The organism is Streptomyces sp. PSU-S4-23, from assembly GCF_055632315.1.
The window spans coordinates 2,515,171-2,538,940 of record NZ_JBVMUU010000002.1; the positions used below are offsets into that span (position 1 = coordinate 2,515,171).

Annotated in this window: 26 protein-coding genes; 15 read left to right on the forward strand and 11 right to left on the reverse strand. The window is 72.0% G+C overall.

Annotated elements, in window-relative coordinates:
- The first annotated feature begins 2 nt into the window (after positions 1-2).
- Entirely contained in the window at positions 3-857 is an 855-nt protein-coding gene (locus ACZ79I_RS12180; RefSeq protein ID WP_471496857.1) for a DUF4429 domain-containing protein, read from the forward strand.
- 217 nt (positions 858-1,074) lie between these two features.
- On the opposite strand, the gene ACZ79I_RS12185 is transcribed toward ACZ79I_RS12180, so the two are convergent.
- Positions 1,075-2,091, reverse strand: coding sequence for an aldo/keto reductase (locus ACZ79I_RS12185; RefSeq protein WP_471496859.1), 1,017 nt, complete (start codon positions 2,089-2,091; stop codon positions 1,075-1,077).
- Positions 2,088-2,564 (reverse strand): MerR family transcriptional regulator, encoded by a 477-nt coding sequence (locus tag ACZ79I_RS12190; protein WP_471496861.1) that lies wholly within the window; start codon positions 2,562-2,564, stop codon positions 2,088-2,090. Before ACZ79I_RS12190 ends, ACZ79I_RS12185 begins: the two co-directional genes overlap by 4 nt.
- Positions 2,565-2,660: 96 nt before the next feature.
- On the opposite strand from ACZ79I_RS12190, the gene ACZ79I_RS12195 reads away from it, so the two are divergent.
- Together ACZ79I_RS12195 and ACZ79I_RS12200 are read left to right on the forward strand one after the other, a co-directional pair.
- The gene (locus ACZ79I_RS12195; protein ID WP_471496863.1) at positions 2,661-3,131 is read left to right on the forward strand and encodes a GNAT family N-acetyltransferase; all 471 of its coding nucleotides are present in this window, start codon (positions 2,661-2,663) and stop codon (positions 3,129-3,131) included.
- A gap of 19 nt (positions 3,132-3,150) precedes the next feature.
- Entirely contained in the window at positions 3,151-3,972 is an 822-nt protein-coding gene (locus tag ACZ79I_RS12200) for a serine hydrolase domain-containing protein (RefSeq protein ID WP_471496865.1), read from the forward strand.
- Between the two features lie 18 nt (positions 3,973-3,990).
- Here ACZ79I_RS12200 and ACZ79I_RS12205 read toward each other — a convergent pair whose 3' ends face one another.
- Complete coding sequence (locus ACZ79I_RS12205) at positions 3,991-4,665, reverse strand: pirin family protein (protein ID WP_471496867.1); 675 nt, start codon at positions 4,663-4,665, stop codon at positions 3,991-3,993.
- Positions 4,666-4,746: 81 nt separating this feature from the next.
- Here ACZ79I_RS12205 and ACZ79I_RS12210 point away from each other — a divergent pair, with 81 nt between their 5' ends.
- The 5 genes from ACZ79I_RS12210 (at position 4,747) to fabF (ending at position 9,748) form a co-directional block, all read left to right on the forward strand.
- Positions 4,747-5,952, forward strand: a complete 1,206-nt coding sequence (locus ACZ79I_RS12210) for a PucR family transcriptional regulator (protein ID WP_381079632.1) — start codon at positions 4,747-4,749, stop codon at positions 5,950-5,952.
- Positions 5,953-6,041: 89 nt separating this feature from the next.
- Positions 6,042-6,956, forward strand: a complete 915-nt coding sequence (locus ACZ79I_RS12215; RefSeq protein ID WP_471496869.1) for an ACP S-malonyltransferase — start codon at positions 6,042-6,044, stop codon at positions 6,954-6,956.
- 17 nt (positions 6,957-6,973) lie between these two features.
- Positions 6,974-8,005 (forward strand): beta-ketoacyl-ACP synthase 3, encoded by a 1,032-nt coding sequence (locus tag ACZ79I_RS12220; protein WP_471496871.1) that lies wholly within the window; start codon positions 6,974-6,976, stop codon positions 8,003-8,005.
- 102 nt (positions 8,006-8,107) lie between these two features.
- Positions 8,108-8,356 (forward strand): acyl carrier protein, encoded by a 249-nt coding sequence (locus ACZ79I_RS12225; RefSeq protein ID WP_381079638.1) that lies wholly within the window; start codon positions 8,108-8,110, stop codon positions 8,354-8,356.
- 120 nt (positions 8,357-8,476) lie between these two features.
- Positions 8,477-9,748: a beta-ketoacyl-ACP synthase II gene (gene fabF, locus ACZ79I_RS12230; RefSeq protein WP_471496873.1), complete on the forward strand. Its 1,272-nt coding sequence runs from the start codon at positions 8,477-8,479 to the stop codon at positions 9,746-9,748.
- 100 nt (positions 9,749-9,848) lie between these two features.
- Here fabF and ACZ79I_RS12235 read toward each other — a convergent pair whose 3' ends face one another.
- Positions 9,849-10,343 (reverse strand): DUF3145 domain-containing protein, encoded by a 495-nt coding sequence (locus ACZ79I_RS12235; protein ID WP_471496875.1) that lies wholly within the window; start codon positions 10,341-10,343, stop codon positions 9,849-9,851.
- 241 nt (positions 10,344-10,584) lie between these two features.
- Here ACZ79I_RS12235 and ACZ79I_RS12240 point away from each other — a divergent pair, with 241 nt between their 5' ends.
- Together ACZ79I_RS12240 and ACZ79I_RS12245 are read left to right on the forward strand one after the other, a co-directional pair.
- Positions 10,585-11,475 (forward strand): SGNH/GDSL hydrolase family protein, encoded by an 891-nt coding sequence (locus ACZ79I_RS12240; protein WP_471496877.1) that lies wholly within the window; start codon positions 10,585-10,587, stop codon positions 11,473-11,475.
- A 9-nt stretch (positions 11,476-11,484) separates the two neighbouring features.
- Positions 11,485-12,471 carry an aldose epimerase family protein gene (locus ACZ79I_RS12245; RefSeq protein WP_471496879.1) on the forward strand — a complete coding sequence of 329 codons (987 nt, stop codon included), beginning with the start codon at positions 11,485-11,487 and terminating at the stop codon, positions 12,469-12,471.
- 390 nt (positions 12,472-12,861) lie between these two features.
- Here the strand turns inward: ACZ79I_RS12245 and ACZ79I_RS12250 are convergent, their stop codons facing one another.
- Positions 12,862-13,269: a peptidoglycan-binding domain-containing protein gene (locus ACZ79I_RS12250; protein WP_471496881.1), complete on the reverse strand. Its 408-nt coding sequence runs from the start codon at positions 13,267-13,269 to the stop codon at positions 12,862-12,864.
- A gap of 717 nt (positions 13,270-13,986) precedes the next feature.
- Complete coding sequence (locus ACZ79I_RS12255; protein ID WP_471496883.1) at positions 13,987-15,066, reverse strand: ArsR/SmtB family transcription factor; 1,080 nt, start codon at positions 15,064-15,066, stop codon at positions 13,987-13,989.
- A 197-nt stretch (positions 15,067-15,263) separates the two neighbouring features.
- On the opposite strand from ACZ79I_RS12255, the gene ACZ79I_RS12260 reads away from it, so the two are divergent.
- A complete protein-coding gene (locus ACZ79I_RS12260) occupies positions 15,264-15,740 on the forward strand; it encodes a hypothetical protein (protein WP_471496885.1) in 477 nt (158 codons plus the stop codon).
- A 267-nt stretch (positions 15,741-16,007) separates the two neighbouring features.
- Positions 16,008-16,292, forward strand: a complete 285-nt coding sequence (locus tag ACZ79I_RS12265; protein WP_471496887.1) for a hypothetical protein — start codon at positions 16,008-16,010, stop codon at positions 16,290-16,292.
- Here the strand turns inward: ACZ79I_RS12265 and ACZ79I_RS12270 are convergent.
- Positions 16,289-17,164: a hypothetical protein gene (locus tag ACZ79I_RS12270; RefSeq protein WP_471496889.1), complete on the reverse strand. Its 876-nt coding sequence runs from the start codon at positions 17,162-17,164 to the stop codon at positions 16,289-16,291. The two genes, ACZ79I_RS12265 and ACZ79I_RS12270, sit on opposite strands and share 4 nt — an antisense overlap.
- A 210-nt stretch (positions 17,165-17,374) precedes the next feature.
- The gene (locus ACZ79I_RS12275) at positions 17,375-17,761 is read right to left on the reverse strand and encodes a RidA family protein (protein ID WP_471496891.1); all 387 of its coding nucleotides are present in this window, start codon (positions 17,759-17,761) and stop codon (positions 17,375-17,377) included.
- A 49-nt stretch (positions 17,762-17,810) separates the two neighbouring features.
- On the opposite strand from ACZ79I_RS12275, the gene ACZ79I_RS12280 reads away from it, so the two are divergent.
- Both ACZ79I_RS12280 and ACZ79I_RS12285 read left to right on the forward strand, forming a co-directional pair.
- Positions 17,811-18,782 (forward strand): LysR family transcriptional regulator, encoded by a 972-nt coding sequence (locus tag ACZ79I_RS12280; RefSeq protein ID WP_471496893.1) that lies wholly within the window; start codon positions 17,811-17,813, stop codon positions 18,780-18,782.
- A gap of 89 nt (positions 18,783-18,871) precedes the next feature.
- Entirely contained in the window at positions 18,872-20,173 is a 1,302-nt protein-coding gene (locus ACZ79I_RS12285; protein ID WP_471496895.1) for a pyroglutamyl-peptidase I, read from the forward strand.
- A gap of 36 nt (positions 20,174-20,209) precedes the next feature.
- Here ACZ79I_RS12285 and ACZ79I_RS12290 read toward each other — a convergent pair whose 3' ends face one another.
- Positions 20,210-21,007 (reverse strand): EI24 domain-containing protein, encoded by a 798-nt coding sequence (locus tag ACZ79I_RS12290; protein ID WP_471496897.1) that lies wholly within the window; start codon positions 21,005-21,007, stop codon positions 20,210-20,212.
- Positions 21,008-21,143: 136 nt separating this feature from the next.
- Entirely contained in the window at positions 21,144-22,166 is a 1,023-nt protein-coding gene (locus ACZ79I_RS12295; protein WP_471496899.1) for an NADP-dependent oxidoreductase, read from the reverse strand.
- 105 nt (positions 22,167-22,271) lie between these two features.
- Here ACZ79I_RS12295 and ACZ79I_RS12300 point away from each other — a divergent pair, with 105 nt between their 5' ends.
- On the forward strand, positions 22,272-22,706 hold the full coding sequence (locus ACZ79I_RS12300; RefSeq protein ID WP_471496900.1) for a MarR family winged helix-turn-helix transcriptional regulator: 435 nt from the start codon (positions 22,272-22,274) through the stop codon (positions 22,704-22,706).
- Between the two features lie 33 nt (positions 22,707-22,739).
- On the opposite strand, the gene ACZ79I_RS12305 is transcribed toward ACZ79I_RS12300, so the two are convergent.
- The gene (locus ACZ79I_RS12305) at positions 22,740-23,537 is read right to left on the reverse strand and encodes an SCO2400 family protein (protein WP_471496902.1); all 798 of its coding nucleotides are present in this window, start codon (positions 23,535-23,537) and stop codon (positions 22,740-22,742) included.
- Positions 23,538-23,770: the final 233 nt, after the last annotated feature.

Consider the following 23,770-nt stretch of genomic DNA (forward strand, 5'->3'; position numbering starts at 1 on the left):
GCATGGGTGACGTACTGGCCGGATTTCATGCCGCCTGGGAGTTCGAGTCCGACTCCGTGCTCATCCGCTTCGAACGGGGAATCCGGACGCCCAAGCTGCTCCAGGCGCTCGGCGAACGCCGCATCCCCCTGGAGGCGATCGCGGGGGTGAGGCTCGATGCGGGGAAGCGCGGGACGGTCGTCCTGCAGGCGGTGCCGCGGCCCGGGGCCGACCCGCTGATGGAGGCGGCGGCCGGACAGCTCAAGGAGACCTCCGACCCCTACCGGCTGGTCCTGCCCGCCGACCGCGAAACCCTCGCCGAGTACTACGCGGACGAACTGCGCACCCTGCTCGCCGATGACCCCGGGCCGGCCGAGCGCTTCCTGGTCGCGCCGCCCGAGGTACCCCTGCAGTTCAAGGCGTACGACGGGAAGGCGTCCTTCGACGGCAAGGCCGTGTCCTTCCGCTGGTCCTGGACGGGCGCGTCCTCGGCCAAGTGGAAGGCCGGCGACCAGAGCTTCCCCATCACCGGTCTGAGCGGGGTCGAGTGGCGCTCCCCCGAGGTCTTCGAGGGCCATCTCCGGCTGCTGCACCGCGACCCGGCCGGCGCCGCGCAGCCGGCCCAGCCGGACCAGGACCCCGCGGCCGTGATCTTCGGGCTCGGCTACGGGCCGGTGCACGAGTCGCTGCCCTTCGCCGCCTCGGTGCTGGCGGCCGTGCGGGCCGCGGGCCCCGCCCCGGCCGTGGGCCCCGCCGCTCGCCGCGATCCGGCGGACATCGCCGAGCGGATCCGGCACCTGGGGGAACTCCACGAGGCCGGGCTCGTGACGGACGAGGAGTTCTCCACGAAGAAGGCGGAGTTGCTGGCGGAGCTCTGAGCGCTCCGCGGGACCCGGTGCACCACCTGCGGGTCCGATCGGTGGGGGAGGCTCCTCGCGCCGTTTCCCACGCCCCTTTCGGGCACTGCCGCACCGCACCGGACCTCGCGGACCCGCCCGGTCGGCCGCCGGCCCCGCGCTGCCCGCCGCCGCTCCCGTCCCGCCACTGCCCCCGTCCCGCCACTGCCCCCGTCCCGCCACCGCCCCCGTTCCGCCGCTACTCCCGTCCGGCCGACGCGAACGTCATGTCCGGGTAGCGGTCGCCCGCCACCTTGGAGGCGATCGGCTCCAGCAGGGCCAGTTCGCTCTCGCTCAGCACGATCCGCGTCGCCGCCGTGTTCTCCTCGACGCGCGAGCGCTTGGTCGTCCCCGGGATCGGCACCACGGGCAGGCCGCACACCGCCGCCTGCTGCTGCACCCAGGCCAGCGCGATCTGCGCCGGCGACACGCCGTGGGCTTCGGCGACGGTCCGGACCGGCTCCAGGAGCGCCACGTTGGCGCTCGCGTTCTCCCCCGTGAAGCGGGGCATCGTGCGGCGGAAGTCCTGGTCCGTGAGGTCGGTGTCGGCGTTCGAGAAGGAGCCGGTGAGGAAGCCGCGGCCGAGCGGCGAGTACGGCACCAGGGCCACGCCCAGTTCCTTGGCGGCCGGCACCACATGCGCCTCGATGTCCCGGCTGAACAGCGACCACTCGGACTGCACGGCGGCGATCGGGTGAACCGCCCGGGCCGCGCGCAGTTCACCGGCCGTGACCTCGCTCAGCCCGAGGTGTCTCACCTTGCCCTCGCGCACCAGTTCCGCCATGGCGGCGACGGTCTCCTCGATCGGCACGTTCACGTCGCGGCGGTGCATGTAGTAGAGGTCGATCACGTCGACGTCCAGGCGCCCGAGGCTGGCCTCGACGCACCGGCGGATGTACGGGGGGTCGTTGCGGATGGTCCGCTTGTACGGCTCGTCGGGCGGCGACGAGATCCCGAACTTGGTGGCGATCACGACCTCGTCCCGGTGCGCCTTGAAGAACGGCGACAGGAACGTCTCGTTCTCGCCCGCGCCGTACGCGTCCGCGGTGTCGTAGAGCGTGACGCCCAGCGCCAGCGCCCGCTCCAGGGCGGCCCGCGACTCCCCGGCGTCCGCGGGGCCGTACGCCCAGCTCATCCCCATGCAGCCGAGGCCCTGGACCCCCACCTCGGGCCCGTCGCCGCCGAGCCGCACCGTCGTGATCCTGCTGTCCGTCATCGCGGCCTCTCCGACACCGGGGCGCGCCCGGCGTCCGCGTAGAAATCGATCTTGCGGTTGAGCACCGAGAGAGTGTCCTGCAGCTCCGCGATCCGGGCGAGCACGTTCCGGCGGGTCGCCTCCAGGAGTTCGCAGCGCTCGGCGTAGGTGTGGTCGCCCTCCCGCACCATCTCCGCGTAGCGCACCATGTCGGCGACCGGCATCCCGGTGAGCCGCAGCTTGCCCACGAGGTCGAGCCAGTCCAGGTCCGCGTTGCAGTAGCGGCGCTGACCGGTGTGCGAGCGGTCGATGTGCGGCATCAGCCCGATCCGCTCGTACCAGCGCAGGGTGTGCGCGGTCAGGCCGGTGAAGGCGACGACCTCGCTGATCGTGTAGCTGTCCTCGCCGTCGGGACGGGGGTGCCGCTCGGGCGGTGCGGAGCAGACGTCGGTTCCTTGTTCGGCTTCCTGGGCCAAGGTCTCGATCACCGTCATGGCCACCACGCTAGAACCTTCGAGCACACTCCAAGCAAGCGGAACCAGGCGAAAATGCCGAGACTCGACCGGGTGGGGCTGACTAGCGTGCGGACCATGAGTCTCGTACGACGGGCCGTGCGCGAGGACGCCGAGGAAGTGCTGCGGCTACGGCAGATCATGCTGGATTCCGTGTTCTCCGCCGAGTCCTCCACCCAGTGGCACGACGAGTCCCTGCCGACGGTGCGCCGCCGGCTCGCCGACCGGGACGGCGACTTCGCGGCCTTTGTGGTCGACCATCCGCAGCGGCCGGGGGCGCTCGCGGCGCTCGCGGCCGGCACGATCGAGTACCGGATCGGCCGGACGGGCAATCCGCACGGGCGGGTGGGGCACGTCTTCAGCGTCGCCACGGATCCCGGCGCCCGCCGTCGCGGCTACGCGCGCGCGTGCATGGAGACCCTGCTGGACTGGTTCCGGGAGCAGGGCGCCCGGCAGGCCGAGCTGAACGCGTCCGCCCAGGCCGAGCCGCTGTACGCGTCCCTGGGCTTCGTCCGCAAGCCGGACCCCTCCATGTGGCTCCGGCTGTGAAGCGCTTAGCCTCATACCCATGTCCCTGCAGAGTCTGGCGCTGATCGAGAACTGGCCCGTCCCCACCGCCGCCGCGGCCGTCGTCCGTGCGGACGGCACCGTCCCCGGCACCCGTGGTCCGGTCGACCACCGCTTCGCGCTGGCCTCGGTCACCAAGCCGCTCGCCGCGTACGCCGTGCTCGTCGCGTACGAGGAGGGAGCGGTCGAGCTGGACGAGCCCGCCGGTCCGCCCGGCTCGACGGTCCGTCATCTGCTCGCGCACACCTCCGGCCTGGCCTTCGACGAGCACCGGGTGACATCGGCGCCCGGGCAGCGGCGCCTGTACTCGAACGCCGGGTTCGAGGTGCTCGGCGACCATGTGGCGAAGGCCACGGACATCCCGTTCGGCGAGTACGCCCGCCAGGCCGTCCTGGAGCCGCTGGGCATGACCTCGACGAGCCTCGACGGCTCCCCCGCCAAGGACGGCGTCTCGACGGTCTCGGACCTCGCCCGGTTCGCGGCCGAGGTGCAGGCGCCGCGCCTGCTCGATCCACGGACGGTGGCCGAGGCGATGACGGTGCAGTACGCCGGGACGAAGGGCGTGCTGCCCGGCTACGGCCACCAGAACCCCAACGACTGGGGCCTCGGCTTCGAGATCCGCGACGCGAAGTCACCGCACTGGACGGGGCGTTCGTCCTCGCCCCGTGCCTTCGGCCACTTCGGCCAGTCGGGCACGTTCCTGTGGATCGACCCCGACGCGGGGGCGGCCTGTGCGGCCCTGACGGACCGGGCGTTCGGCCCGTGGGCGATCGAGGCGTGGCCGGTGTTCACGGACGCGGTGCTGGCGGAGCTGCGGGGCTGAGCCCCGTGCCGTCCCGTCCTACCGCGGCGGGCCGGAGGTGTCCGCCATCTCCCAGATCAGCAGCTCCGCCGCCGTCACCCCCACCGCCTCCAGGTCCTTCGCGTCCGTGATCCGCGCCGCGTCCCCCGGTCCCAGCTCCTCCCCCTCCAGGCGTACGTCCCCGCGCACCACGTGCACGTACGCGTACGCCGCGTCCGGTACCGCGGTGCGCTCCCCCGCCCCGAGGCGCCGTACGTGCAGCATCGCGCCCGCCCCCGGGACCGCGTACGGTGTGGAGTCCGCGATGCCGTGGACCACCTCGTAGCCGGGCTCGCCGCCCGGTTCCAGGGGGACCAGCCACATCTGGACGAAGACCAACGGGACGTCGGCGGCGTTGCGTTCCACATGCCGGACGCCGCCCGCCGCGCTGAGGCGCTGCACATCGCCGGGGCGGATCACGGAGGTGCGGCCGGTGGAGTCGCGGTGGGTCAGCTCGCCCTCCACCACCCATGTGACGATCTCCGTGTGGCTGTGCGGATGCTCGTCGAAGCCGGCGCCCGGTGCCAGCCGCTCCTCGTTGCAGGCGATCAACGCGCCGAACCGGAGGTTGTCCGGGTCGTAGTGGGGGCCGAAGCTGAAGGCGTGCAGGGACTCGATCCCGGCGCCCGGGTCCCCTCCGCGGTGGCGCCCGCCGGCGCGCCGTACGTCCATCACGGTCCCCACCGTAGCCCCGTGCCGTCCACCCATCGGGACCCGCGACGCACGGTCCCGTCCCGATAAGGCAGTCTTGTCCCCGTGCCCGAACCCGAAGCCAGGAACACCGAGACCGCAGCGCGTTCCGTCCATCCGCATGCCGCGACCCTGAAGCGGCTGGAGAAGTCGTCCGGAAGCCTCGCCGCGCAGGCCATCGCGCGCATGGACGAGACGCTGCCGTGGTACCGGGCGATGCCCCCGGAGAACCGTTCCTGGATCGGTCTGGTGGCCCAGGCGGGTATCGCGGCGTTCACCGAGTGGTTCCGGCATCCGGACGCCCCGCAGGCCATCTCCACCGATGTGTTCGGCACGGCCCCCCGCGAGCTGACCCGGGCCATCACCCTGCGGCAGACCGTGGAGATGGTGCGCACGACCATCGAGGTCATGGAGTCCGCCATCGACGAGGTGGCCGCTCCCGGCGACGAGTCCGTGCTGCGCGAGGCGCTCCTCGTGTACGCCCGTGAGATCGCCTTCGCCACCGCCCAGGTCTACGCCCAGGCCGCCGAGGCGCGCGGCGCCTGGGACGCGCGGCTGGAGTCGCTCGTCGTCAACGCCGTGCTCAGCGGGGAGGCCGACGAGGGGGCCGTCAGCCGGGCCGCGGCGCTCGGCTGGAACTCGCCGGAACATGTGTGCGTGGTGCTGGGTACCGCGCCGGACGGTGACAGCGAGCTGACGGTCGAGGCCATCCGGCGGGCCGCCCGGCACGCCAAGCTGCAGGTGCTCACCGGTGTCCTCGGGGACCGGCTGGTGGTGATCGCCGGAGGCAGTGACAATCCGCTCGCCGTAGCCAAGTCGCTCATCGGGCCGTTCGCCGCGGGTCCCGTGGTCGCCGGGCCGATCGTGCCCGATCTGCTCGCCGGGACCCGCTCCGCCCAGGCCGCCGCGGCGGGCCTCAAGGCGTGTTCCGCCTGGCAGGACGCACCGCGCCCGGTCCTGGCGGACGATCTGCTGCCGGAGCGCGCGATCGCCGGTGATCCGAGCGCGCGGGAGCAGTTGGTGGAGGAGATCTACAGACCGCTGGAGGAGGCGGGTTCCGCGCTCCTGGAGACCCTCAGCGTGTATCTGGAGCAGGCGTCCAGCCTCGAAGGCGCGGCCCGCATGCTCTTCGTTCACCCGAACACCGTGCGCTACCGGCTCCGACGTGTGACTGACGTCACCGGGTGGTCGCCCTCTGATGTACGCTCCGCGTTCACCCTGCGAATCGCGCTGATCCTGGGCCGTCTCGTCGAGGGGGATCTCCCGACCTGACCTTTTGTCGAGGGCCCACAAAACCCCCTGCGGTTCTTCGTCCCTGTCCTCACGGGCGGCCCCGGCCGTCCCCAAGAGAGAGTGTGAGAGTGCTCGTACTCGTCGCTCCCGGCCAAGGCGCCCAGACGCCCGGTTTCCTGACCCCCTGGCTCGAACTCCCCGGCGCCGCCGACCGTATCGCCACCTGGTCGGACGCCATCGGGCTCGATCTCGCCCGCTACGGCACCCAGGCCGACGCCGACGCCATCCGGGACACGGCCGTCGCCCAGCCGCTGCTGGTGGCCGCCGGTCTGCTGTCCGCCATGGCACTGGGTGACATCGTTCCCGGCGCCGTCGCCGGCCACAGCGTCGGCGAGATCACCGCCGCCGTCTTCGCGGGCGTCCTGGACGACACGGCCGCGCTGACCCTCGTACGCAAGCGGGGTCTGGCCATGGCCGACGCCGCGGCCATCACGCCCACGGGCATGTCGGCGCTGCTGGGCGGCGACCCCACGACGACGATTCCGCACCTGGAGAAGCTCGGCCTGACCCCGGCCAACGTCAACGGTGCCGGGCAGATCGTCGCCGCCGGCACCCTGGAGCAGCTCGCCGCCCTCCAGGAGGACAAGCCCGAGGGCGTGCGCCGCGTCGTCCCGCTGAAGGTGGCGGGCGCGTTCCACACGCACCACATGGCCCCCGCGGTCGACGCCCTGGCACAGGCCGCCGAGGCGCTGGCGCCCGCGGACCCGAAGGTCGCGTACGTCTCGAACAAGGACGGGCAGGCCGTCGACACCGGCGCCGAGGTGCTGCAGCGCCTGGTCGGCCAGGTCGCCAGCCCCGTCCGCTGGGACCTGTGCATGGAGACCTTCGAGAAGCTGGGCGCGACCGCGCTGGTCGAGGTCAGTCCCGGCGGCACCCTGACCGGCATCGCCAAGCGCGCGCTGCCGGGCGTCACGACCCTGGCCCTGAAGACCCCCGACGACCTCGCCGCGGCTCGCGATCTGATCGCCGAGCACAGCGCCTGATGGAGGAGCCCGAGAGCATGTCGAAGATCAAGGCGCGGAAGGGCGCTCCGTACGCGCGCATCCTCGGCGTGGGCGGTTACCGTCCCGTCCGGGTGGTGCCCAACGAAGTGATCCTGGAGACGATCGACTCCTCCGACGAGTGGATCCGCTCCCGCTCCGGCATCGAGACGCGGCACTGGGCGAACGACGAGGAGACCGTCGCCGCCATGTCGGTGGAGGCTGCCGGCAAGGCGATCGCCGACGCCGGGATCCCCGCCGAGCGGATCGGCGCGGTCGTCGTCTCCACCGTCTCGCACTTCAGCCAGACCCCGGCCGTCGCCACCGAGATCGCCGACAAGCTCGGCACCGACAAGGCCGCCGCCTTCGACATCTCGGCGGGCTGTGCGGGGTTCGGCTACGGCCTCACGCTCGCCAAGGGCATGATCGTCGAGGGGTCCGCGGAGTACGTCCTGGTCATCGGCGTGGAGCGGCTGTCCGACCTGACGGATCTGGAGGACCGGGCCACCGCCTTCCTGTTCGGTGACGGCGCGGGCGCGGTCGTCGTGGGCCCGTCCGAGGAGCCGCACATCGGCCCGACCGTGTGGGGCTCGGAGGGCGACAAGGCGGAAACGATCAAGCAGACCGTGCCGTGGAACGCGTACCGGGTCGGCGACGCCTCCCAGCTCCCGCTCGACGACCAGGGCAACGTCAGGTTCCCGGCGATCACGCAGGAGGGCCAGGCGGTGTTCCGCTGGGCCGTGTTCGAGATGGCGAAGGTCGCCCAGCAGGCGCTGGACGCGGCCGGGATCACCGCGGACGACCTGGACGTCTTCATCCCGCACCAGGCGAACGTGCGGATCATCGACTCGATGGTGAAGACTCTCAAACTGCCGGAGCACGTCACGGTAGCCCGTGACATCCGCACCACCGGCAACACCTCGGCCGCCTCGATCCCGCTCGCGATGGAGCGGCTCCTGGCGACCGGCGAGGCGAAGAGCGGCGACACCGCGCTCGTCATCGGCTTTGGGGCGGGTCTCGTGTACGCCGCGACGGTCGTTACTCTCCCCTAGGCACTCCGTGCCGGATCTTCGGTCCGGCACGGGCACTGCACGCACCTGCCGCTGACGCGGTGGGCGCCACACCCTCTGGATATCTACGAAGGAGCGCCTGACATGGCCGCCACGCAGGAAGAGATCGTCGCCGGTCTCGCCGACATCGTGAACGAGATCGCCGGCATCCCGGTGGAGGACGTCCAGCTGGACAAGTCCTTCACCGACGACCTGGACGTCGACTCGCTGTCCATGGTCGAGGTCGTCGTCGCCGCCGAGGAGCGCTTCGACGTCAAGATCCCCGACGACGACGTCAAGAACCTCAAGACGGTCGGCGACGCTGCCGACTACATCCTCAAGCACCAGGGCTGATCGACCGATCACCTGGGCGGACAGCCAGGCGCCGGGCCCGTGGCCCGGCCGTCGGGCCGTCGCCCCGCCACCCGGCGGTGGCGCCGTCGAATCCTCGTATCCGTTGGAGAAAGAATTCCCGTGAGCCCGACCAATCGCACCGTGGTCGTCACCGGTATCGGCGCAACCACACCGCTGGGTGGCGACGCGGCCTCTACCTGGGAGGGTCTGGTCGCCGGCAAGTCCGGTGTCCGCGCCCTGGAGCAGGACTGGGCCGCCGAGCAGGCCGTCCGCATCGCCGCACAGATCGCCGTGGATCCGTCCGAGATCTTCCCGCGGCCCCAGGCCCGACGCCTGGACCGCTCGGCGCAGTTCGCGCTGATCGCGGCCAAGGAGGCGTGGGCGGACGCCGGTTTCACCGGCAAGGCGGGCGAGGACGGCAGTATCGACCCCGACCGGCTGGGCGCGGTCATCGCCTCCGGCATCGGCGGTGTGACGACCCTCCTCGACCAGTACGACGTGCTCAAGGAGAAGGGCGTCCGCCGTGTCTCCCCGCACACCGTGCCGATGCTGATGCCGAACGGCCCGGCCGCCAACGTGGGCCTCGCCGTGGGCGCCCGCGCCGGTGTGCACACCCCGGTCTCCGCCTGCGCGTCGGGCGCCGAGGCCATCGGCTACGCCATCGAGATGATCCGCAGCGGCCGCGCCGACGTCGTGGTCGCCGGCGGTACGGAGGCGGCCATCCACCCGCTGCCGATCGCCGCGTTCGGCAACATGATGGCGATGTCCAAGAACAACGACGACCCGCAGGGCGCCTCGCGCCCCTACGACACGGCCCGCGACGGCTTCGTCCTCGGCGAGGGTGCGGGCGTCCTGGTCCTGGAGTCGGCCGAGCACGCCGCCAAGCGCGGTGCCCGCGTCTACGCGGAGGCGGTCGGCCAGGGCATCTCCGCCGACGGCCACGACATCGTGCAGCCGGAGCCCGAGGGCCGCGGCATCTCGCACGCCCTGCAGAACCTGCTCGACAGCACCGGCCTGGACCCGGCCGAGATCGTGCATGTGAACGCGCACGCCACCTCCACGCCGGCCGGTGACGTGGCCGAACTGAAGGCGCTGCGCAAGGTCTTCGGCGACGACGCGGACCACATGGCGGTCTCCGCGACCAAGTCGATGACGGGCCATCTGCTCGGCGGCGCCGGGGGCGTGGAGTCGGTGGCGACCGTCCTCGCGCTCTACCACCGCATCGCCCCGCCGACGATCAACGTCGAGAACCTCGACCCCGAGGCCGAGGCCAACGCCGACATCGTCCTCGGCGAGGCCCGCAAGCTGCCCGTCCAGGGCCGCATCGCCGCGCTGAACGACTCCTTCGGCTTCGGCGGGCACAACGTGGTGCTGGCGTTCCGGACCGTCTGACGGTTCGACGTCCGACGTCCTTGCGAACGGCGTGTGGCCCGGACTCCCCTGGGGAGTCCGGGCCACACGCCGTTGCCCGCCGGATGCCGCGTGAACGCCTCTAGACGACCTGGTGGAGCCAGCGGACCGGTGCTCCCTCGCCCGCGTAGCGGAACGGCTCCAGCTCGTCGTCCCACGGCTTGCCGAGCAGCCTGGCGAGTTCGGCCTCCAGGTCCGTCTCGTCGCGCTGGGAGCGCAGCAGGGCGGCGCGCAGCCGGTCCTCCGGGATCAGGATGTCGCCGTGCAGGCCGGTGACGGCGTGGAAGATGCCGAGGTCGGGGGTGCAGCTGTAGCGCTCGCCCTCGGCGGTCGGGCACGGCTCCGCGGTGACCTCGAAACGCAGCAGCTGCCAGCCGCGCAGGGCGGAGGCGAGTTTGGATGCGGTGCCGGCCTCGCCCTGCCAGGAGAACTCGGATCTCCAGGTGCCGGGGGCGGCGGGCTGCCGGATCCAGTCGAGGTTGACGCGTGTCCCCAGCACGCCCGCGACGGCCCACTCGACGTGCGGGCACAGTGCGCGTGGCGCGGAGTGCACGTACAGGACTCCACGTGTCGTCACCTGAACCTCCGGGCAGACCGCGACATCTTGTAACTTTACGGAACGGGCGTGGCGGGGCGGCCACGGGGCGAGGCTACCGTGCGTGGGGGCAAGGAGTGTGACGTACCGTCGGTCCAGGTGCCCGCAAACTCCGAGGTTTCACCCAAGGGGACGCGGGGCTGACCCAGCGTGTTCGAAACGCTGCCCGAACGACTGCGTACGCGGACCGACCACCGGGTACGACGAACGAGGGGACCAGGGGATGCGGAAGCCAGACCACCGATCGCGGGCCGCCGTCGCGATCGCCGCCGCGGCCGTCCTGGGGCTCGCCGGATGCGACGCCTCCCGCGGCGACGGGACCGCCACGCGGAGCAGCACCGCCTCCGCGAGGCCCACGCCGGTCTGGAACCCCTCCCCCCGCTCGATCGCCGCCGTCGGCGACTCCATCACGCGCGGCTTCGACGCCTGCACCGTGCTGTCGGACTGCCCCGAGGTGTCCTGGGCGACGGGCAGCGACGTCGGGGTCGACAGCCTCGCCGTGCGGCTGCTCGGGGCGGCGGGGGCCGCGGAGCGCAGCTGGAACTACGCGGTGACGGGGGCCCGGATGTCCGATCTGGCCGGGCAGGTCGCCCAGGCCGTGCCGAGGAGGCCGGAGCTGGTGACGGTGATGGTCGGCGCGAACGACGCCTGCCGCTCCACCACCTCGGCGATGACGCCGGTCGACGACTTCCGTGACGAGTTCCAGGACGCGATGGACGTGCTGCGCGCGTCGCTGCCCAGGACGCAGGTGTACGTCTCCAGCGTGCCGAACCTGAAGCGGCTGTGGTCCGAGGGCCGTGGCAGCCCGCTGGGCAAGCAGGTGTGGAAGCTGGGCATCTGCCCCTCGATGCTGGGTGACGCGGACGCGCTGGACGCCGCGGCGACCAGGCGGCGGGACAAGGTGCAGGCCCGCGTGGAGGGGTACAACCGGGTCCTGAGGGAGGTGTGCGCAAAGGACCGGCGGTGCCGTTTCGACGGCAACGCGGTCTTCGACTACCGCTTCGGGGCCGCGCAGTTGAGCCAGTGGGACTGGTTCCATCCGAGCCGGAACGGTCAGGCCAGGCTCGCCGAGATCGCCTACCGCGCCGTCACCGCCAAGGACCCCGTGACCTAGGGTTTCCCCATGAGCGAACGTTTCGGCACACTTTCCGACGGCACACCGGTCCACCGCTGGACCCTGGAGCGCGGCGGGGTGCGGGTGCGCGTCCTGTCGTACGGCGGGATCGTGCAGTCCGTGGAGGTCCCCGACCGGGACGGACGCCCGGCGGACGTGGTGCTGGGCCTGCCGGACCTGGAGGGCTATCTGAGCAACCCGGGGCCGTACCTCGGCGCGCTGATCGGGCGGTACGCCAACCGCATCGCCGGCGCGCGCCTCCCCCTCGACGGCCGGACGTACGCGCTCGAACCGAACGACGGACCGAACACGCTGCACGGGGGCGCCGGGGGCTTCGACAAGCGACCGTGGGACGGCGAACCGGTCGAGCACGGCATACGGCTGTCGCGGGTGAGCCCGCACGGCGAGGAGGGCTTCCCCGGCCGGCTGGAGGTCTCGGCGACGTACACCCTCGACGCGGACGGCGCGCTGCGGATCGCGTACGAGGCGGTCACGGACGCGCCGACCGTGGTCAGCCTGACGAACCACTCGTACTGGAACCTGGCCGGTTCGGGGAACGCGGGCGGACACGAGCTGCGGATCGCCGCCTCACGGTTCACCCCCGTGGACGGGGACCTGATCCCGGCCGGCGCGCCGCGGGACGTGGACGGCACCCGCTTCGACTTCCGGACGGCCCGGACCACCGGCTCCGGCTACGACCACAACTTCGTGCTCGACAAGGGCGTGACCGGCACCCCGGTCGAGGTCGCCGAGCTGCACGATCCGGCGTCCGGGCGGGTCCTCACCGTGGCCACGACGGAGCCGGGGCTGCAGCTGTACACCGCGGACCACATCGGCGGCCCGTTCGTGCCCGGCGCCGGGATCGCCCTGGAGACGCAGCACTTCCCGGACTCCCCGAACCGGCCGGACTTCCCGAGCACGCTGCTGCGGCCGGGCGCGGTGTACCGCTCGCAGACGGTGTACGGCTTCGGCGTACGGGCTGAGGACCTGTGCTGAGTTCCCCGCCCGCGCCCCGCGCAGACGACGGAGAACTCGGAACAGGCGCTAGCTAGCGCAGTAGGCGGGCAAGTGCGGTCGGCTGGAGCTCGGGGACGTGGTCGTCATGTCCGACGGGTACCGCCGCACCCGATCGGGGTGATCGGCTGCGTTGACGTACACGTGCGCGAAGCAATCACACGTTAGGGCGGCCGAGTTGAGATCAGCGGGCTCAGGCGCGTACAACTGCGACAACAGGGCCTCTTGGTACTGCTCGGTTCGGTTCGCACCTCCGAGCTACCAAGGGCCCTGCCTTCATGCACCTACCATCAGAAGATCACCCCGGCGGGAAACCTGTTCAACCCGCACGTTCCGTGATCGGTTTAGATACGGCTTCTGACGACGACCCTGCTATATGTACATTGCCGCGTAGTACCGCAGGTTGGGCCAGGTTTGACTGCCGACGACGCCGTCGACCGTCATCACGGTGTATCCGGACCTGTCGTTCACATAGGACTGGAAAGCCTTGGCAGCGGCCTTGGAGTTGCTCCCGAAGACACCGTCGATCGTGCCAGGGTCGAACCCAACCTTCTTGAGCAGACACTGGGCCTCGATGCCCGAACTCGATACTCCGGTGGAGCTGGGAATGACCGTCGTACCGCTGTAATAGCCGGCGTACCCGTTGACCCCCGATTGGGTGTAGTGACAGGTGTACGCCTGGGCAGAGGTGGAGCCGGCAAATGCCGCGGGGGCGCCAATGGTGCTAGTGATCAGCGTCGCGGCGGTCAAAGCCATCGCGATGTTTCTCCGTGAAGCCATGTCGTCTCCCTCGTGTGATGATCCTGTGGCGACCGTGGGGATCAGAATGCGGCAATCACGCATACCACCGCGACGTTCCGTGCAACGATTCGAGCACGTTCGAACAGGCGGCCGCGGAACCAGCAGGGCCAGGGCCGGACAGCGGGAGGATCATGATCGAGCTCACCGTGGACGCCGTCGGGCTCGCCCGCTCACGTTTCGCCGTCTCGCCACTCCACGAGGTCGTCGCGACGCTGCTGCCCTGGGGTGTGAAACCGGGCCCCCTGACGCCGATCCGTGGGTCGCTCGCGCCTGGCGCATACTGCGGCGGGAGCGGCTGCCTCTGCTATCGGAACTGGCTCGGGACGAGACAGGGTATGTACCCGACTTCCTCAGCCCGCATCCCTCAGGGCCCGCTCCCTCGGTCCAGGAGCAGCTGGAACGAATTCGTGCACCCCGCCCGAGCGCGTCCTGGGCGAGTTGGGGGCCTTGCGCGACGGGCGGCCGCTGAGCGGCCTCGCCGGTTCCGGAATGCCGGCGGGTGTGTGGCGTGCCATGGGCCGGGGAGGTGGGCACGTGGCCCGGCAGGCGGCGGACGAGATGCGACGCCATTGGGACCTCGCGTTCGCCCTCACCCTCGGCGTGCCCAAGAAGGTCACCTGTGGCACGCCACTTCAGCATGCCCTCACACGTTCCCGCAGGTCAGGCCGCACTGGTCCTAGACACGACGCGCGACTGTCAAACCCGGGTCACTGGTGGAGACGTAGCGGAAAGTGTCGTCTGCCGGGGGAGATCCGAGGAGCCTGTTCCGCCCCCTACCGGCTTCCCCCCAGCCAGCCGGGATCCCTCGGGTGTACGGCGGTAGAGCACCGATCGGCCGGACCGGGCGCGGGCGACGAGGCCTGCCCGGTGCAGTACGCCGAGGTGGTAGGAGACCGTGGCGGGGCTGAGGAAGTGTCGTGCCGCCAGCTGGGCGGTGGAGGTGGGATGTGCCAGTGCGGCGAGCAGTCCGGCGCGGGTGGGGCCGAGCAGCTGGGCCATCTCGGGAGACGGGGCTGCTGGGGCGATGGTGTTGGCAATGGCCTTGTCGCGCACGGGGTAGACGAGCATCGGGGGCCGGTCTCCGTCGCGCGTTGTGTCCACGGCCACGGCCGGCTGAGGTGCGACGAGTGACGGCACGACAACGACCAGGGGCACGGGCCGCGCGATCCGGAACCGGCTCTCGACACGCAGGGTTCCGTCGGCCCACCGGATGCCGGGGTGCAGGGAGTTGAAGAGCCTGGCCGCTCCGTGCCGGGCCAGCACGCCGGCGCATCGGTCGACCTCCGCGTCGAGGGCGGCTTTGGCGGCTTCCCAGTGCGGGGCGAAGGCCAGCTCCCAGTAGCGCCATATCTCGTCCGCCACCTGTCGGGCCACGTGTGCGCCGCCCCGCGCCATGGCCCGCTGTACCCCCCTCGGTAGCTCGGAACCGGCGAGGCCGCTCCGCGGCCGGCCGTCACGCAACGCCTCCAGCTCACCCAGTACACGCCCGGGCGGAGTGCACCGGACCCGCTCCAGCTCCTCCTCGACGGTGGGCGAAGGCCCGGACGGATGCGGGCTGAGAAAGTCGGGCACGTACCCGCCCCCGTCCAGGGCCAGTTCGGACAGCAGGGGCAGCCGTGCCCGGCGCAGCACGCGCCGGGCACGAGCGACCCACGGATCGGCATCCGGGGCCGGTCGCAGACCCCAGGGCAGCAGCGTCGCGACGACCTCGTGCAACGGCGAGACCGCGAAGCGGGAACGGGCGAGCCCGGCGGCGTCCACGGTCAGCTCGATCATGACCCTCCCGCTGGCCGCGCGGCCGTCCCTTCGAATCTGCTCGAATCGTCGCACGGAACGTCGCGGTGACAGGCCTGATCGGCGCAAGCTGATGGCCCGCGGCGTGGTCGCCGACGGAGCCGAGGGGGAGCGTATACGCGAAGGACGCGCGGGATTTAGGGGCGCGGCGGCAAGCGCGGCCCGAAAAATACGTCGGCATGTACTCGACATGGAGGGGAACTATGCGGGCCAGGACCAAGTCTGGGGTGGCGAAGGTGGCGGCGGCGCTCACGGCAGCTGCGGGGTTGGCGGTGCTGTCCCCGACCCAGCAGGCGTACGCGGGGGCGTCCTGCTCACTGGCTGGCTGCTCAACCACCTGGAACTACTCCAATCTCGGCGTGTACGCGGTGAAGAATTGGACCTGCAGTTCCGGAACGACGGGGACAGCGAGCACCGGCTGCGTCTCTCTGTCTACAACCAAATGGATTTACTACGGCCAGCGCACGCCGAGCGGCCAGGACTGGGACGCTTTCCGGGTAGACGCTGGGTACTGCTACCTCGTGGAACTGCACACGCCGGGCAAGAAGTGGCACATGCGCTATGACCGGAGGGCCTACTCCACTCCGGTCTACGTGAAGGTCGAGGACTGGGGGACGGCTTACGTCCGCGGCCAGTCAACGACCACTTGTCCGTGAGCCGGTACCTACTTCGGCGATGGTGACAACGCCGAACTGGCAGCCTGCCGGACGTGCGAGAGGTTCGAGGTCCTCGCACCTCTCGCATACTCCACTCACCACAGTGGTGTCCTGGCGGTCGCCCGAGAGGTAGCCGACCGCGTGTGCACCCGCGATGGCGGCGGGCTCCTCGCCGGTGCGGCTATCAGGATGGCGTCCCGGACAGCGACGGCCCGTCCGATTGCACCTGGACGTTTGCGATAGACCCCCATAGCCGGTGGGAAAGCCGTGCGCCAGGTGCGCCAGTTTCTGGCGCACGGTCCGGTCGGTCTGTGGCGGTGTCATCTGCTGGGCAAAGAGGGCCGCGTGCATGTCGGTGGTGTGGCCGGTGCTGGTGAGCAAGCCGGTGACCGGGACGAATGCCGGATCCAGGCGTGGGTTGAGGGCGTCCTCAAGACGGGCGCGTACGTGGGCGGCGTGGCGGCGCAGATTGCCGTGCAGCCGGTCGGCCTCGCGGGCGGTGCACAGGACCAGGTCGGCGAGTTCGCCCACCGCAGCGCCCCGCTACACTAGCCGCCCTCGCCCCGCATCCGCTTCGCCGCCCGGCCGAGCAGGGTCATCGCCCCCAGGCACACCAGCAGGACCGAGCCCCCCACCGCCGTCGGCGCCGGACTGCCGTCCTTGATCCCGTTGCCGGTCACCGTCGTGGCCAGCACGAGGATGATCGAGTACAGGCTCATGCCCACCTTGGCGCCGGCCGGAATCACCTGGAGCAGCTGCGGGACGGTCGTCGCGGCGGCGAGTCCCATGGCGAACGGGATGAACGCGCCGAGGACGAGCGCGCCGAACCCGAAGGAGTTGCCGTAGGCGCCCCAGCCGGCGCCCTTGACGAGCAGATAGCCCGCGGCTGCGAAGGACAGCAGGGCGAGCAGGCCGTTGATGTACGCGGCCTGCGTGGCGGCCTTGCGGGCGCTCGGCAGGTGCGCGGCCGGCGAGCGCCAGGCGTCCGGGGTGATCAGGCGCAGCTGCCGCCGGAGGGCGTTCATCCTCACCATCGTGACGACGCCGACGGTCACGAGGACCAGGCCGACGGCCGCGGCGACGAGACCGGACGGCTTCTGTGTGATGCCGTAGTGGACGCCGCCGAAGGTCAGCGGGATGCCCAGGACGAACGAGACCGCGTAGGTCTTCGACTTCTGCTGGATGCGCAGCACCAGCTGCCGCTGATCCGTGGTCAGGTTCGGGTCGAGCCGCATGTGTCCCTCGCCCAGCCTCTGTTGCGGTGCCTGGGGCTGCTGCGGCGGGTACGGCTGCTGCGGGTGGCCGCCCTGCTGGGACGGGTGGTACGGGGGCTGCTGTCCGTAGGGACCCTGCGGCGGGTAGGGACCCTGCGGCGGGTACGGGCCCTGCGGCGGGTACGGGCCCTGCGGCTGGTTTGGGTGCATGCGTTCTCCCCCGAACGGCGTGTTCCGGCCCGCGAGTCTGCCACAGCCCACCGAGGGCGACGAGCCCCGGCCCGGAGGTCAGGTCCCGGACCGGGGCTGCTGTGCGGGGAACTCGTCCCGGCCCGACGGTAATCGTCGCCGTCACCCGGCCGCCGGCGATCGAACGGCGGGCCTGGATCTCGTACGAACTCTTCACAAACGCCCGGGGCGTCAGGCCGCAGGCACCGCCGCGACGACCTCGACCTCGACCTGCGCCTCGGGCCGGAAGAGCCGTGGCACCTCGAAGGTCATGCTGGTGGGCGGAGTCCCGGCGAGGAACGTCCGGCGCACGGCGCCGTATTCCTCGAGTCGGCCGATGTCGGTCAGATAGGTGCGGATGTTGATGACGTCGGCGAGGGTGGCGCCGTGCGCCCTGAGCAGGGCGTCGATGGTCTCGAAGACGCCGCGGGTCTGCTCGGCGAGCGTCGCGCCCTCGGCGATCTGGCCGGACAGGAACAACAGCGCGCTGCCATCGGCCTGTTCGACCCGCGCGACCTGGGAGTAGTACGGGCTGAGCGGCTGGGGCGCGGAGGCGGGGTTGCCCAGGGTGATCTGCATGGCGCCGACGCTATGACCGCGCCCGGAATGCGACAAGCGAATGTCTAGCATGGCTGCCATGTCGACCTCACATGGCACGGTGGTGTCCGGCGTCCCCGACCTGTCCACCGTGTGGCTGCGGGTGTTCCTGGAGGTCGCCCGGCGGGGCTCGTTCACTCTGGCGGCGCGCTCGCTCGGCTGGACGCAGTCCGCGGTGTCCCGGCAGATCGCCGCGCTGGAGTCGGCGCTGGGCGGGGCGCGCCTGTTCGACCGGCTGCCGCGGGGCGTGCGGCTCACCGAGGCGGGCCGGATCCTCGTGCCGCACGCGGAGGCGGTGTCGGACTCGCTGCACTCGGCGGCGCGCGAGTTCACCGCGCTGCACGAAGTGTCCGGCGGGCGGCTGAGGTTCGGGGCGTTCGCCACCGCCGACGCGGCCCTGGTACCGCGTGCCCTGGCCGCCTTCCGCACCCGCCACCCCCGCGTCCGGGTCTCCCGTGAGGAGGGCCTCACGCCCGTCCTCCTGGACCGGCTCACCGCGGGGCACCTCGACCTGACGGTCGTCTCCACGACGGGCCGGCCCCCGCTGGACGCCCACGACCTCCACCACCTGCTCGACGAGTCCCTGTACGTCGCCGTCCCCGCCGGCCATCCCCTCGCGGACCATCCGGGGCCCGTGCGGCTCGGCCGGCTCGCCGACGACGACTGGATCTCCGGCGCCCCGCGCCCCGAGGGCACCCTCCTCGACGCGGCCGTACGCCAGGGCTTTTGCCCGCGCATCGCCCATGTCGTGGCCGAGTGGACCGCCAAACTCGGATACGTCGCCGCGGGCCTCGGGGTGGCCCTGGTCCCGGCGCTCGCCGCCGAGTCCGTACGGCCCGACGTCGCGCTGCTCGCGGTGCTGGACGAGGGCGCGCCGGCCCGGGCGGTGTACGCAGCGACGGCGCGCGGGCGGTCCCTGTCACCGGCCGCCGAGGCGTTCATCGGGGCCCTGCGGGACGCGGCGGCCCATGTGCCCGCGCCGGCGCGGGAGGGTGCCGGCTGATCCGGGCACCGTGGCCCCCGCCCCTTCCGTCACGCGATACTGCGGCCGTCCGGCGGCACACCCACTGCGACGGAAGGAACTGAACTCCCTTGCCTCCCATACGTGTTCGGACAGGCATCCTGGGACTGGCGCTACTCGCGGGACTCACGGCGCCACCGGCCGCGGCGGCGGACCCGGCGCCCACCGCGACCGTCGAGGAGCAGCGCCTCGACCGGGCCACCCCGCAGGAGATCCTCCAGCGCTCCGGATTCGACTCCGTGGCCCCGCGGTTCGCGCGGGCGCTGGCGCGGACCGGGTCGTACGCGCAGGCGGAGCGCATCGTCACCTGGCAGGGGTCGCGGCTGTGGCGTCGAGCCGTCGACCGGGCGCAGGGGCGGGGGCCGGCGGACTGCGGGGGGCGCGAAGCGCTTCCCTGCCAAGGCGGTGGCCTGAGCCGGGACGACGACCGGCCGCTGTACTGGGCGCGGCTCGGCATGACGCGGGAACTGCGCGCCTGGCAACCGGGGTTCGGGCTGTCGGACACCCAGCGCGGCAGGCTGCTCTCGGCGCTGGAGACCGCCTCACGCGGCCAGGACACGATCCGGTACCCGCACGGTGTGCGGCGGATCCTGGTCACCGGGTTCGACCCGTTCACGCTGGACCGGGACATCCGGACATCCAACCCGTCCGGGGCCGCCGCACTCGCGCTGGACGGCACCACGGTGCGGACGGCGGACGGCCCTGCGCGCATCGAGGCCGCCGTGTTCCCGGTGCGCTGGCGGGACTTCGCGGAAGGGACGGTGGAGCGCACGCTGCGGCGGCGGCTGCCGCACCTGGACCTGTTCACGACGGTGAGCCAGGGACGGGTCGGCCGCTTCGACATCGAGCGGACCAACGGGGCCTGGCGGGGCGGCTTCCCGGACAACGACAACCTCGGCAGCACCGGGATCGTCCCGGTCCGCGATCCGGCCGGCCAGCCGCAGTGGACGTCCACGACCCTCCCGTACCGGGCGATCACGGCCGCGGACACCGGGCGCTTCCCCGTGTACGACCACACGGAGGTGACCGAGATCCCGGCGGGAGGCACCGGTCCCGTCGTACGGCCGGACGGACCGACCGCGGGCTCGACGGCACGGGCCGGGGGCGGCGGCAACTACCTGTCCAACGAGATCGCGTACCGGGCCACGCTGCTGCGGGACCGGCTCGGACTGCACGACACGCTGCCGGGCGGGCATGTCCACACGCCGGTGCTGCGGTTCGGCACGGGGAACACGGACCCGGCGACGGGGGCGGTCACCGACCCGGAGTTCGTGCGCAACCGGCTCGACATCATCGCGCAGGTGCGGGCGATCGTGGTGGCGGCGGCGAACGCGACGTCCGGCGTCAGTGCGGCGGAGGGGACGGGAGGCTGACCCCGGGGCCGGCCGGGACGGCGGCGGGCGGGCGGGTCACGGAGTGGCCTCCTCCGGGGCCGGGGACCGCTCGGGGCCGTTCCCGGCGGTCTCCTCGCCCATCAGGTCGCGGGCCAGCAGCGTGGCGCCCGCGACCGCGCCCGGCATCAGGAAGACGGCCGCGAAGGGCACGAGGAAGGCGAGGGCGAGAGGGGTGCCGAAGCCCCAGACCAGGAGCCGGCGGGAGCGCAGCAGGGCGAGGCGCTCGCGGAGCGCTACACCGCGGCGCTGGAGGGCGACGGCGGCGAGTTCCTCGGCGAGGAAGAAGCCCGTGACGAAGAACCCGACGACGGGGACGACGGTCTGGCCGACGAACGGGAGGAAGCCGAGCGCGAAGAGCAGGACACCCCACAGCGCGGCCCGGACCAGGACGCGCAGGCTGTCGCGGAGCGAGATCCACACTTCGCGGATCAGGGGCAGCTCCGACCGCGGGGCGGTGCCGTCCGGGGAGACGTCGCGGTCGACCTTCTCCGAGAGGCTCTCGTAGAAGGGCTGGCCGACGACCAGGGTGACGGCGGTGAAGGTGAGGACGGCCAGGAGCAGGGCGAGGGCGAACAGCACGGCGGTCAGGAAACCGCGGAAGAGGCCGGGCCAGGGGCTCGGCCAGGTGTCGGCGAAGGGGGTGGCCCAGGCGACGAGGTCCTCGCCCCACAGCGCCAGGGCGGTGAGCGCGGCGGCGTAGAGCACGAGGGTGACGAGGCCGGGCAGCAGACCGAAGCGGTACTGCCTGCCGTGCCGGGCCATCCATCGCTGCCCCTTCAGCAGATGGCCGAATCCCGTCCCGAGATCGCGCATGGGGGAACCCTATCGCTGCCGCGCCGTGCCGGGCCGGGCACGGGTCGAGGGCCGCATCCCACGTCCAGAGATGCGGCCCTCGTCGAACACAGCGCCATGGGCCGGATGATCGTCACCGCGGCGCCGCCGGGAGGGTTCAGAGCCTGACGACCATCTTCCCGGTGTTGTCGCCGCGCAGGACGCCGAGGAACGCCTCCAGGTTGTTCTCGATGCCCTCCACGACGGTCTCGCGGTACTTCAGGGCACCGGAACGCACCCAGGCGCCGACCTCCTCGACGAACTGCGGCTGCAGGTCGTAGTGGTCGTTGACGAGCAAGCCCTCGATCCGGCCGCGGGTCTGGATCAGGCGGGCCAGGTTCTTCGGACCCGGGGCGGGCTCGGTGTCGTTGTAGACGGAGATCATGCCGCACACGGCGATGCGGCCGCCGCGGTTGAGGGAGCCGATGGCGGCCTCCAGGTGGTCCCCGCCCACGTTGTCGAAGTACACGTCGATCCCGTCGGGGGCGGCCTCCCGCAGTTGTGCGCTCACGGGCCCGTTGCGGTAGTTGAAGGCCGCGTCGAAGCCGTACTCCTCGACCAGCAGCTTGACCTTCTCGTCGGAGCCGGCGGAGCCGATGACCCGCGAGGCGCCCTTCAGCCTGGCGATCTGCCCGACCTGGCTGCCGACGGCCCCGGCGGCACCCGACACGAACACCGCGTCGCCCTCCGTGAAGGCGGCGGTGCGCAGCAGTCCGGCGTAGGCGGTGAGCCCGGTCATGCCCAGCACGCCCAGGTACGCGGACAGCGGTGCCGCCTCCGGGTCCACCTTGACGGCGTTCCCGGCGTCCACGACGGCGTACTCGCGCCAGCCGAAGAAGTGCAGGACATGGTCGCCGGGCTCGATGCCCTCGGCGTTGGAGGCGACGACCTCGCCGACCGCGCCGCCCTGCATCGGCTTGTTCAGCTCGTAGGGCGCGACGTAGGACTTGGCGGCGCTCATCCGGCCGCGCATGTACGGGTCGACGGAGACGTACACGTTCCGCACGAGCACCTGGCCCTCACCCGGCTGCCGGACCTCCGCCTCGACGAGGGCGAAGTCCCCGGGCCCGGGCCAGCCGACCGGCCGGCTGAGGAGGTGCCATTCGCGGCTGACGGCGGGGAGCGTGGGGGCGTTGGACATGGCGGCCTTTCCTCACATGCTGCGGCGGCTCAAATACTTCAGTACCTGAAACAACCATGCGCCTGAATATTTCAGCATGTCAAGTGGAGCGGTAGCCTGGACGCCATGGCCACCCAGAGGACACCCCGCATCGACCCGCTGACCCTGGAGGTCGTGGAGCTCATCGGCACGGTCGTGGCCCGCTACCACGAGGAGTACGAGGAGGCCGCGGCCGAGCACGCGCTGACCGGCGCGCAGGCACGCCTGCTGAGCCTGCTGTCGCTGGAGCCGCTGCCGATGCGGCGGCTGGCGCAGAAGCTGAAGTGCGAGCCGTCCAATGTCACCGGCATCGTGGACCGGCTGGAGACGCGGGGCCTGGTGGAACGCCGCCCGGACCCGGCGGACCGCCGGGTGAAGCTGGCGGCGGCAACGGAGGAGGGCCGCCGGGTGGCCCGCGGCCTGCGGGACTCCCTGGACTTCGCCCGCGAGCCGCTGGCCGCCCTGTCCCGCGAGGAACGCCTGTCCCTGCGGGACCTGCTGGTCCGCATGCTGGAGGCATGACCCCGGCCCCGCGCGGCGGTACCCGGTGAGCCGCTAGGTGCACCACCACAGAAACCGGTTGCAGGTGTTCGTGGGGGACGGAGCGGGGGGCGGGGTCGTGGGCCCCGGGTCCGCCGAGGGCGTGCTCGCCGTCCCGGTCGACGTCGCCGTCGGCGCCGGGGCCGGGGAGCCCGGCAGCCCGGTGGCGGCGGGCGACGGCGTCTGCGGGCTCTTCGAGCCGTCGGGCCCGGTGGCCTTCGGGGACTCGGACACCGACGGCGACGCGGACGCCGTGGCCGATGCCGGGCGGGCCGACCCGGCGGTCCCCGCACTCCCGTCGCCGGCCGACGGATCGGCCGTGTCCCCGGCGCCGGCGGAACTGTCCGCCGACTCGTTCCCGGCGGTCGCCGTCCTGGGGATGGATCCCGGTGCCTCGATGCCGAGTTCGGCCAGGCTCAGCCCACCGGCCGCCAGCAGCAGGCCGGCCCCGACGAACAGCGCCCGCCGCCGGCGCCGCCGGTGCGCCGCCGCCTTGCGGTCGCGACGCGCGGCCCGCCCCCCGGCGGCCGGGTCACGCTGGGCGGGCGCCCCGCGCCCCTTGGCCCGCCGCCGGTTCTGGGCGCGCCCGGGCCGCACGGGCTCGTCCGCGTCGGCGGCCCCGGTTGCCTCGAAGCCTTCCGGACCACCAGGGGCGTCGAAGCCGCCGTGGGCGTCGGCCCCGTCGTAGCCGTCACCGGCGATGTGCGCGTCGGCGTGGTCCGCGTACGCGCGCAGTTCTTCGACCGATGAGCCGCACCCCGGGCACGCGAGGGCGCCGTTGAGGTGCCGTCGGCACGGGTGGCAGTAGTCCATGACGCGGGAAGAGTAAGTTCCTCGCCGGTAACGTTCCTAGTGGCCGCTGTGAAAATTGTGTGGTGAACCGCGGGTGAACCCTGCGGCGAGTTGATCACGGCCCGGGGAACCGGCACCGGCATCCTTGCCGAAACCGTTATGCGTGCGACCCATTGACACCCCCACCGACCCCTCCTTACTGTCACGCCAGCATTTCGAACGTGTGACGAAATATCGAACAATCCATGTGGGCC

Bases quoted from the DNA above. Each gene is read 5' to 3' on its own strand.
- ACZ79I_RS12245 (WP_471496879.1), top strand. From the start codon at position 11,485: ATGAGCGAACGTTTCGGCACACTTTCCGACGGCACACCGGTCCACCGC.
- ACZ79I_RS12305 (WP_471496902.1), bottom strand. From the start codon at position 23,537: ATGGACTACTGCCACCCGTGCCGACGGCACCTCAACGGCGCCCTCGCG.
- ACZ79I_RS12255 (WP_471496883.1), bottom strand. From the start codon at position 15,066: ATGATCGAGCTGACCGTGGACGCCGCCGGGCTCGCCCGTTCCCGCTTC.
- ACZ79I_RS12290 (WP_471496897.1), bottom strand. From the start codon at position 21,007: ATGCGCGATCTCGGGACGGGATTCGGCCATCTGCTGAAGGGGCAGCGA.
- ACZ79I_RS12240 (WP_471496877.1), top strand. From the start codon at position 10,585: ATGCGGAAGCCAGACCACCGATCGCGGGCCGCCGTCGCGATCGCCGCC.
- ACZ79I_RS12225 (WP_381079638.1), top strand. From the start codon at position 8,108: ATGGCCGCCACGCAGGAAGAGATCGTCGCCGGTCTCGCCGACATCGTG.
- ACZ79I_RS12220 (WP_471496871.1), top strand. From the start codon at position 6,974: ATGTCGAAGATCAAGGCGCGGAAGGGCGCTCCGTACGCGCGCATCCTC.
- ACZ79I_RS12260 (WP_471496885.1), top strand. From the start codon at position 15,264: ATGTACTCGACATGGAGGGGAACTATGCGGGCCAGGACCAAGTCTGGG.
- ACZ79I_RS12295 (WP_471496899.1), bottom strand. From the start codon at position 22,166: ATGTCCAACGCCCCCACGCTCCCCGCCGTCAGCCGCGAATGGCACCTC.
- ACZ79I_RS12280 (WP_471496893.1), top strand. From the start codon at position 17,811: ATGGCTGCCATGTCGACCTCACATGGCACGGTGGTGTCCGGCGTCCCC.
- ACZ79I_RS12300 (WP_471496900.1), top strand. From the start codon at position 22,272: ATGGCCACCCAGAGGACACCCCGCATCGACCCGCTGACCCTGGAGGTC.
- ACZ79I_RS12190 (WP_471496861.1), bottom strand. From the start codon at position 2,564: ATGACGGTGATCGAGACCTTGGCCCAGGAAGCCGAACAAGGAACCGAC.
- ACZ79I_RS12200 (WP_471496865.1), top strand. From the start codon at position 3,151: ATGTCCCTGCAGAGTCTGGCGCTGATCGAGAACTGGCCCGTCCCCACC.
- ACZ79I_RS12185 (WP_471496859.1), bottom strand. From the start codon at position 2,091: ATGACGGACAGCAGGATCACGACGGTGCGGCTCGGCGGCGACGGGCCC.
- ACZ79I_RS12250 (WP_471496881.1), bottom strand. From the start codon at position 13,269: ATGGCTTCACGGAGAAACATCGCGATGGCTTTGACCGCCGCGACGCTG.
- ACZ79I_RS12195 (WP_471496863.1), top strand. From the start codon at position 2,661: ATGAGTCTCGTACGACGGGCCGTGCGCGAGGACGCCGAGGAAGTGCTG.
- ACZ79I_RS12275 (WP_471496891.1), bottom strand. From the start codon at position 17,761: ATGCAGATCACCCTGGGCAACCCCGCCTCCGCGCCCCAGCCGCTCAGC.
- ACZ79I_RS12270 (WP_471496889.1), bottom strand. From the start codon at position 17,164: ATGCACCCAAACCAGCCGCAGGGCCCGTACCCGCCGCAGGGCCCGTAC.
- ACZ79I_RS12180 (WP_471496857.1), top strand. From the start codon at position 3: ATGGGTGACGTACTGGCCGGATTTCATGCCGCCTGGGAGTTCGAGTCC.